Source organism: Kitasatospora sp. NPDC093806 (assembly GCF_040683335.1).
Taxonomy (GTDB): domain Bacteria; phylum Actinomycetota; class Actinomycetes; order Streptomycetales; family Streptomycetaceae; genus Kitasatospora.
The window spans coordinates 1-7,098 of the sequence record NZ_JBFBDO010000191.1 but is presented as its reverse complement, the minus strand read 5'-3'; the positions used below and the strand labels follow the sequence as shown (position 1 = coordinate 7,098).

The window sequence follows — 7,098 nt, the reverse complement described above, 5'->3', positions numbered from 1 at the left end:
GGTGCGCCGGCCGGCCGGGTCGGCCCGGGAGGTGTGGTGCCGCTTCAGGTCGCCGGCGCGGGCGCGGCGGGGGAGGAGACCGCGGGAGCGGCCACCGGCGGCTTCGGTTCGGGCGCGCCGGTGAGCGCGTACGCGGCGACGGCGGCGGCCGCCACCGCGACGGCGGCGGCGATCCCGGCCTTGGCGGCGGTGCCCAGGCCTTCACCGGCCGCGGCCGCCGCACCCCCACTCCCACCGGAGGCCCCGCCCGCGGCCCCACCGGCCGCCCCGGCAGCGCCACTCGCCGCAGCGCCACCAGCCGCCGTACCGCCGGCAGCACCGCCACCAGCAGTGACGGCCGCGGTCCCGGCGGCCGCGCCGCCGACCACCGCCGCCCCGCCCACGGCGGCCGCGGCGGCACTGAAGCCGCCCACGCCGATCCAGACCAGCACGCCGCCGGGCAGCAGCGCCCGCAGACCGTGGTTGATCTCGGACAGTTCCAGGCAGGCGGCCGTGCACCGGTCGCACTCCTTGAGGTGCCGGCCGACCTCCGCCGAGGCCCGCTTGCGCAACGAGCCGCGCGCGTACGCGCCGAGCCGGTTGGCGTACGCCTCGCAGTCCCGCTCCTGGCTGCCCGAGACGTGCGCCTGCAGGAACGCGGCGGCGAGCCGGTCACGGGCCCGGTGGGCCTGCACGGCGGTCGCGTTGGCGGTCTTGCCGAGCATCACCGCGACGGTCTTCGGGGACTCCCGTTCGACCTCGGTGTGCCAGAGCACCACCCGGTCGTCCTCGGGGAGTTCGGCGTAGGCCTGCATCACCATGCGCTGGTCGGCCATCGCCATCGCCCAGGCGTCGGCGCCCGGGTCGGCCAGGTCGAGGTCGACGACGGCGGCCGAGGTCTGCGCGAACGTGCTGAAGTCGTCGACGAGTTGCTCGCGCCGCTCGCTGCGGGTCCAGGCGGCGGCGACGTTCCGCACGGCGGTCAGCAGATAGGCGCGGACGGCGAACTCCGGGCCCTTCCCGGCCCTCAGCGCCTGCAGGGTGCGGGCGAACACCTCGCCGGCCAGGTCCTCGGCGGTGAAGCTGTCCCGGCAGCAGGTCCGGGCGTAGCGGCGCACCGAGTCGACGTGCCGGCGGTAGATCTCCTCGTACGCGGTGTCGTCGCCGGCGCGCACCAGGGCGGTCAACTCGGCGTCGGAGGGCGGGCGTTCACCGTCGACCGGGTCGGCGGGCGCGGGCACGACGGGGCGTGCCGGGGCACCGGTGCCGACGAAGGCCTCGGGGGTGACGCCGCCGCGGCCGGCCGGGGCCTGGCCGGGGACGCGGCCGGGCGGGAAGGCCGCGGCCGAGGCGGAGAGCGTCTCCCGGCTGGGCATGCCGGCCTGGTCCGGCACCTGTCCGGCCGGGACGTGCCCGGGCTGCGCCGGGCCGGACTGCGCGGGGCCGGACCCGTGCGACGCGGTCCCCGACCCGCCGCCGGGCCCACCGGAACCGCCGCCGGCAGCGCCGGAACCGGCGGCCGAACCGTCAGGACCGAGGTCAGGACCCCAGTCGGGCCCGCCCGCGGCGGATCGCCCGAAGTCCAGGCCATAGCCGTAGTCGTTCTGTTCCTCGGCGCTCACAACGGACCCCAGATTCCACGACAGCCCCCGTAGTGTGGCAGGGCGCATGGGAGTGCGTGGGCGCACGATTCCCCGTTGCACGGCGCCGAGCGCGCGCGAACGGCGCGCATCGGGACATTGGCTCCAACCACGGGCAAAGGATGGCATAGTGCAGAGTTGGACGGTAGCCGGACCGGCCGCGACCCACTCTTCCGTGGGGCCGTCGCGGATGTGTTCGCCCCGCTCACGGCGCCCTGACCGGCGGATCCACCGCCACCCCGACCGGCGCCCTCGCCGACACCGTCACCGACACCCGGCCTGACGCCCTGGACGGCGCCCCGGCCCGGCACCCGGCCCGACACCCTGGCCGGCGCCGCGGACATCGTCGGCCGCGGCGGCCTCGGTGGGCGCGCGACCCGGTTCCTCGCGCCGCCCCGATCGCCAATCTCCTTGCCCGCGCCGGACGGAGAGCGTCCGACGGGGGTTCCGTCCGGCCGGGATTCCGTCCGGTGGTCCGCTCAGCGGGCCCGCAGGCCGTCGAGCAGGATCTGCAGCAGCCGGTCGGCCGGACCGTCGGAGGGCTGACCGTCCGCCTGCCGACCACCCACCGACTGCGGCACGCCGCCGAGCGCTCCGAGCGTCCCGGGCGCCGCGCCGGCCCCGACCACCGAAGCACCCGCCGAGCCCGCCACGCCCGACGGGCCCTGGGCGCCCGCAGCGCCCGTCGACCCGCCCCGCGCCGCGTGCACCGGCACGGAGGCCGTCAGCACCAGCACCACGTCCGCGACGGTGACACCGGGCCGCAGCTCGCCGGCCGCACCCGCGCGCGCCACCAGCGCCGCGAGCAGTTGCAGCAGCAGCCGCGGATCGGCGTCGGCCACCATCGCCGCCGCCTCCCCCTCGACCGCCGTCGCCCCGGCACCCGCCGCGCCGCCGCCCAGTGCCGAACCACCCAGCGCCGAGCCGCTCAAAGCAGCGCCGCCCAAAGCAGCGCCACCCAGCGGCTCGTACCGGGCCGAGCCGAACGCCCCGCCCAGGCCGCCACCGAACCCGCCGCCCGGACCACCCGGCTCCTGCGCCCGCTGATCCGCCGCCCGCTGCTCGACCGTCCGCTGCTCCGGCGCACGCTGCTCGGGCACCCGCCCCAGCTCCTCCGCGTACCGGAACGCCTCCGGCGGCAGCAGCCGCCCGGCCCCGGTGGAGACCGCCCGCGCCAGGTACCCGGCCAGCGCCTCCCACGCGCCCGCGCCGCCGTACAGCGACTCGCGCGCCTGAGCGGTCAGCCAGGCGACCTCCTCGGCGGCGATCCGCTGGACCAGCACCTCCTTGCTCGGGAAGCGCCGGTACACCGTGCCCACGCCGACCCCGGCCCGCCGCGCGACCTCCTCCATCGGCGCGCCGTACCCGAACTCGCCGAACACCTCGCGAGCCGCACGCAGCACGCTCTCCAGGTTCCGCCGGGCGTCGACCCGAAGTCGCGCGCCCGGTACCGGCCCGCCGGCCTGTCCCGGCTCGCCGCCCCGGTACGGGGCCGCCGGATACGCCGCCCCGGGGGGCGTGGACGGTTCGGCGGGGCCCCGTTGCTCCGGCACCACGCCTTGGCCAGGGTGTGTCGCACCCGCTCGCCCCAACAGTCGCTCCTGTTCCATCATCCCAACTCTCCCCCGCAGGCGTCCGGTTCCGGACCCTGTCGTCGCCCGCCCCTGCACCCCCCGGTGCAGCTACGCCTGAAAGAAATGACCGATGACCCATCGCTCGTGCCGTTGGTGCCGCCCGGGTGACGCCCGGCCGCGGGTGCGGCCGCGCGCTGACCACCCGGACCCCGCTCCGGTGGGCGCCGCCGGGCCGGTCGGTGCGATCGGCTCGGCGTGTCGGCGCCCGTCCGGGGCCCTGTCCGGGAACTACCCTTCCCCGGATCACGGTCCCGCAGTCGGGTTCTCCCGCCAACACTAGAACTGGCCGTAATGGCCGCTCCACGGTGCGTCGCCGCCGGTTGACATGGCAGTGGCCGCTCCGCCACACAATCCGACCATAGTTCACCGCAGTTCGAGGCCGAAAGTGCGTCAGAAAGTCACCCCGGCAGCACATCCGTCCCCATCCGGCAACACCAGCCCCATCCGTCACGGCACGGGCGGTGGACAAGAGCGGGTCGGCGGTCCTTTATTGAGGGACGTGATGAGGGCATGCCCGGTCGAAGGCGGGTGCGGGACCCCATCGACAGGAGGTGCGCCATCAGGATCCTGATCGTCGGCGGCGGCTGTGCGGGCATGTCCACCGCGCTCCACCTCCAGCGCGGCCTGCGCGAGCGGCTCCGCCGCGGCGAGGCCCAACTCACCCTGGTCGAGCCGCAGGCCTACCTCACCTACCACCCGCTGCTCGCCGAGGTCGCGGCCGGCTCGATCGACCCCCGTCACGTGGTCGTCCCGCTCCGCCGCGAACTGACCGAGTGCCGGGTGCTCACCGCCCGGATCACCCGGATCGAGCACGCGAGCCGCCGGGCCTGGGCCGACGCCGCCGGCCAGGGCGAGCCGCCCGCGCCGGTCGAACTCGACTACGACGTCCTGGTGCTCGCCCCCGGCTCGGTCTCCCGCACCTCCGCCGTCCCCGGACTGGCCGAACACGGCCGCGGCTTCTCCACCGTCGGCGAGGCCGTCGGCCTGCGCAACCACGTCCTGGAACAGCTCGACCTGGCCTCCGCCACCCGCGACCCGGCGCTCCGCCAGGCCGCGCTCACCTTCGTCTTCGTCGGAGCGGGCTACGCGGGCGTCGGCGCGCTCGCCGAACTGGAGGACATGGCCCGGTACGCGGTCCGGGGCCACCACAACGTCAGCCCGGACGACCTGCGCTGGGTGCTGGTCGAGGCCACCGACCGGATCCTCGCCGAGGAGTCGCCCGACCTCGCCGCGCACACCCTGACGCAGCTGCGCGAACGCAACGTCGACGTCCGCCTGCGCACCACCCTGGAGTCCGCCGCCGGCGGGGTCATGGCGCTCTCGGACGGCAGCCGGTTCGCCGCCCGCACCCTGGTCTGGACGGCGGGGATCCGCCCGAACCCGCTGCTGCGCGACACCGACCTCCCGCTGGACACCACCGGCCGGATCCGCTGCCTGCCCACCCTCCAGGTGCTCGCCCCGGACGGCCGCGCGCTGCCGGGGGCGTGGGCCGCCGGGGACTGCGCCGCCGTGCCCGACCCGCACGCGGACGGTGCGCCGTGCGCGCCGAACGCGCAGCACGCCTTCGCCCAGGCCGAGGTGCTGGCGGCGAACCTGCTGGTGGCGCTGGACGGCGGCCCGCACGCGCCGGGGATCGTCGCGTACCGGCCGGAGGTCCCGACCTGTTCCACCTCGCTCGGCCTCGGCCGGGCGGTCGCCCACACCCGGAGCGGGGGCCGGCTCACCGGCCGCCGGGCCTGGTGGCTGCACCGGGCCCGCCACCTGCGCCGGCTGCCGAGCGGCGAGCGGCGGGTGCGGGTGCTGATGGACTGGGCGCTGGCCGGCCTCTTCTCCCGCGAGGTGGTCTCACTGGGCCGGCCCGAGCAGCCGGAGCCCGCCGACGACCGGCCGACCTGACCGGCCGCCCCCGTCGCGCCCCCACTGCCCCTCCGTACCCGCCGCCGGGCCCGGCCGAGCCGCCCGCACGGCGCACGAACGCCGCATTGTGACCGATCCGACGACCACGCCTGGCGCGGACGACTTCCGGAATCGGGCCTCCGCCTGACAGGATCTGCCCGACCGAGTCATTACCCCGCGTGCTGACGTGCGCACAAAAAGTGATGATATGCCCGGAACCCGAGGAAGCGGCCGTCGTTTGAACCTCATGCGCTGGAGCGCCCGGCTCACCGGAGCCCCGTGGCGTGCCACCCCGCCGCCCGGGGCCGGCGGCGACCGCGGCACGCCGTCCGGTGACGCCGTCGTGGTGCCCAGCCCCCGCGACCCCACCAACCACCCCGGCCAGCCCGACCCGCCGGACGCCCTCGACCCGACCGGCGTGCTCGACCCCCACCGGCCCCAGGACCTCCGCGAGGTCCTCAACCGGATCCCCGCCCCGGTCGCCGTCACCTACGGCCCGCTGCACCAGCTCGGCTACGCCAACCGCGCCTACCGCGAACTCTTCGGCGAGCGCCCCACCGGCCTGCCCGCCTGCGACGCCCTCCCCGAACTCGGCACCCTCGGCGTCCTGCCCCTCATGGACCAGGTCATCCGCGGCGGCAGCCCGCGCAGCGTCAAGGCCCGCTGCATCCTCGGCCTCACCGGCAACCGCTACTACAACGTCTCCTGCGTCCCGCTCACCCGCGACGCCACCCACGCCGAACCGGGCGCCCCGGCCCCGGCCCCGGTCCCGCCGCCCGCCACGGCCACCCCGGCCGCCCCTCCGTCCCCGGCTCCCTCGGGGCCCGTCGGGCCCGTGGGCGACGACCCGACCTCCGGCGTCCTCATCTTCGCCGCCGAGGTCACCGACCAGGTCCTCGCCGCCGCCCGCCTGCGCGAGTCCGAACGCCGCCAGCGCGAGGCCGCCGTCACCCTCCAGCGCAGCCTCCTCCCGCAGAAGCTCGACCAGCCCGCGGACCTCCGGGTCGCCGCCACCTACCAGCCCGGCGGCGCCGAGGCCGCCGTCGGCGGCGACTGGTACGACGTCATCGCCATCGACGGCGGCCGCACCGCCCTCGTCATCGGCGACGTGATGGGCCGCGGCCTGCGCGCCGCCGCCGTCATGGGTCAGCTCCGCACCGCCGTCCGCGCCTACGCGCGCCTCGACCTCCCCCCGCACAAGGTGATGAGCCTGCTCGACGGCCTCGCCATGGAGATCGACGCCAACCAGATCGCCACCTGCACCTACGCCGTCTGGGACCCGCACCGCCGCACCCTCGGCTACGCCTCCGCCGGCCACCTCCCCATGCTGCTGCGCTGCCCCGACGGCACTGTCCTGCGCAGCGAGGAACAGAACGGCCCGCCCCTGGGCACCGGTGGCGGGGTCCACATCTCGCACACCCTCCGCCTCCTGCCCGGCACCACCGGCGTCCTCTACACGGACGGCCTGGTCGAACGCCGCGACGAGGACATCGACCAAGGCCTCGACCTGCTCGCCCGCACCCTCGCCGGCGCGGTCGGCGCCCCCGACGTGATCTGCTCCCGCCTGCTGCGGGCCATGGGCGTCACCTCCGAACACGACGACGATGTCGCCGTCCTCGCCTTCCAGCTCCCGGCCGAGGAGGCGTCCCCCGAACGGATGCCGGCACTTGACCCGGCCACCCAAGAGGTCTAGTGTTCTTCGAGCTGCCTGGCTGGGAGCACCGGACACGCGTCTGCGCGGACGGTCCCGGGGTAGCCAATCCTCTGAAACACCACCTCTTCCCGATTCGGGCCGAGGCGTGTCGTCTTTTTTCGACACGTTCCGACCCAGGGTTTATTTGGTGTGCTCATTTCCAGGATTGCGGCCGGATTCGCTTTTCGGAGCGGGGTTCGGCTAGAGTTTGGAACGTCGGACGGGGCGTCAAGCCGCAGAAGACACCAGCGAGTTG

3 protein-coding genes and 1 pseudogene are annotated in these 7,098 nt (G+C 75.9%); 2 read left to right on the top strand and 2 right to left on the bottom strand.

What is annotated here, in order from left to right:
• Window positions 1–44 precede the first annotated feature (44 nt).
• Together AB0N76_RS38560 and AB0N76_RS38555 are read right to left on the bottom strand one after the other, a co-directional pair.
• Window positions 45–1,355, bottom strand: a complete 1,311-nt coding sequence (locus tag AB0N76_RS38560) for a sigma-70 family RNA polymerase sigma factor (RefSeq protein WP_363565519.1) — start codon at window positions 1,353–1,355, stop codon at window positions 45–47.
• 743 nt (window positions 1,356–2,098) lie between these two features.
• Window positions 2,099–3,022, bottom strand: coding sequence for a helix-turn-helix domain-containing protein (locus tag AB0N76_RS38555; RefSeq protein WP_363565518.1), 924 nt, complete (start codon window positions 3,020–3,022; stop codon window positions 2,099–2,101).
• A 741-nt stretch (window positions 3,023–3,763) separates the two neighbouring features.
• Here AB0N76_RS38555 and AB0N76_RS38550 point away from each other — a divergent pair.
• Window positions 3,764–5,149 carry an FAD-dependent oxidoreductase gene (locus AB0N76_RS38550; RefSeq protein ID WP_363565517.1) on the top strand — a complete coding sequence of 462 codons (1,386 nt, stop codon included), beginning with the start codon at window positions 3,764–3,766 and terminating at the stop codon, window positions 5,147–5,149.
• Between the two features lie 418 nt (window positions 5,150–5,567).
• Window positions 5,568–6,785: pseudogene (locus tag AB0N76_RS38545) on the top strand (PP2C family protein-serine/threonine phosphatase); the annotation flags it as partial.
• Window positions 6,786–7,098 lie beyond the last annotated feature (313 nt).

Coding starts and splice junctions, on each gene's coding strand:
- AB0N76_RS38560 (WP_363565519.1), bottom strand. CDS start 1,355: ATGCCCAGCCGGGAGACGCTCTCCGCCTCGGCCGCGGCCTTCCCGCCC.
- AB0N76_RS38550 (WP_363565517.1), top strand. CDS start 3,764: ATGCCCGGTCGAAGGCGGGTGCGGGACCCCATCGACAGGAGGTGCGCC.